Below are 1,403 nucleotides of genomic sequence, written 5' to 3'. Positions count from 1 at the left end.
GGGCTGCTGCGGCGGCCCGCCGGCCCGGTCGCGGCCGGGGCGATGGCGAGCTCGTACGTGAACGCGGGCAACATCGGCGTGCCGATCGCGCTCTACGCGGTGGGGACGGCGGCCCCGGTGGTCTCCGTGCTGATCGCGCAGCTGCTGGTGGTCGCGCCGGTGTACCTGTCGGTGTTCGCCTGGTGCCGGTACCGGACGGCGCGGGCGGCGCGGTTCGCGGACGACGACGCCGGCGTCGTCCCCGGGAGCACCTCACGCTCGCTGGGCGCGACCCTGGGGCGGTCGCTGGCCAACCCGGTGACGGTCGCGACAGGGCTGGGCCTGCTGGCCGCGGCGGTCTCCCTGAACCTTCCGGTGGTGCTGGCACAGCCGGTCGAGATGCTGGGCGCGGCATCGGTGCCGCTGCTCCTGCTGCTGTTCGGCATGTCGCTGCGCGGTCAGCGCCCCCTGGGCCGCGCCGCCCGGGCCGAGGTGGTGCTGGGGACCGTCCTCAAGTGCCTGGTCATGCCGGTGCTGGCCTGGGTGGTGGGCCGGTTCCTGTTCGGCCTGGACGGCCTGGACCTGCTCGGCGTCGTGCTGATGGCGGCGCTGCCCACGGCACAGAACGTGTTCCTGTTCGCTGGCCACTTCCGCCTGGCGACGACGTCGGTCCGCGACGTCACGCTGCTGAGCATGCTGCTGGCGCTGCCGGTGTCGCTCCTGGTCACCCTGCTCCTGGGCTGAGGCCGACGGCGACACCGCCGAACGTAGGGGTAGTCGCACTCCGCGCACCCATCAGGCGATCAGACCTACGTTCACCGGCGGCCGCCCGGCGGCACCGCCGTCAGGGGCGGGTGATGCCCGTCAGCACGTTCTGCACCAGGGCATCCGCGAACGCCTCCGTGACCGGCTCGTCCGGGACCAGCAGCCGGTGGTAGACCGCGCCCCAGAGCTGGTCGACCACCACCTGCACGTCGACGTCGTCCCGTACCTGCCCCGCCTCCTGCGCCGCCCGCAGACGTTCGGCCGCGAGCCGCCGCCGCTCGGAGGAGTACAGCGTGCGGTAGGCGACGGCGAGGTCCGGGTCCGTCTGTGACTGGCCGATCAGCTCCGCGAGGATACGGCCTGCGGGCGTCGCGGTCATGAGGTGCACGAACGCGCGGAGCTGGTCGCGCAGGTCGGCGCGGATGTCGCCCGTGTCGGGAAAGGCGAGGGTGTGCTGCACCGCGTGGAAGTAGCCGTCCAGGGCCAGCGCCCCCTTGGAGGGCCACCACTTGTACAGGGTCGTCTTGCTGACGCCGGACAGGCGCGCTACCCGCTCGAACGTCAGGTCGGCGATGCCCTCGCTCAGCAGCACCTCGCCGGCGGTGCGCAGCACGTCGGCGCGCACCTCGTCGGCGGGCCGCCGCCCGCGGCCCCGGGCG

At 73.7% G+C, this 1,403-nt stretch carries 2 protein-coding genes; one reads left to right on the top strand and one right to left on the bottom strand.

From position 1 onward, the window contains the following. On the top strand, positions 1-723 hold a 723-nt coding region (locus PROKR_RS11660; protein WP_051432900.1), incomplete at its 5' end, for an AEC family transporter. Between the two features lie 100 nt (positions 724-823). Here PROKR_RS11660 and PROKR_RS11655 read toward each other — a convergent pair. Further along, positions 824-1,403 (bottom strand): TetR/AcrR family transcriptional regulator (locus PROKR_RS11655; RefSeq protein WP_036963357.1); only part of this gene is annotated, 580 nt, incomplete at its 5' end.

The organism is Promicromonospora kroppenstedtii DSM 19349 (assembly GCF_000515355.1).
GTDB classification, from domain to species: domain Bacteria; phylum Actinomycetota; class Actinomycetes; order Actinomycetales; family Cellulomonadaceae; genus Promicromonospora; species Promicromonospora kroppenstedtii.
The sequence above is the reverse complement of the archived record's forward strand: the minus strand, read 5'-3'. Positions and strand labels throughout refer to the sequence as shown.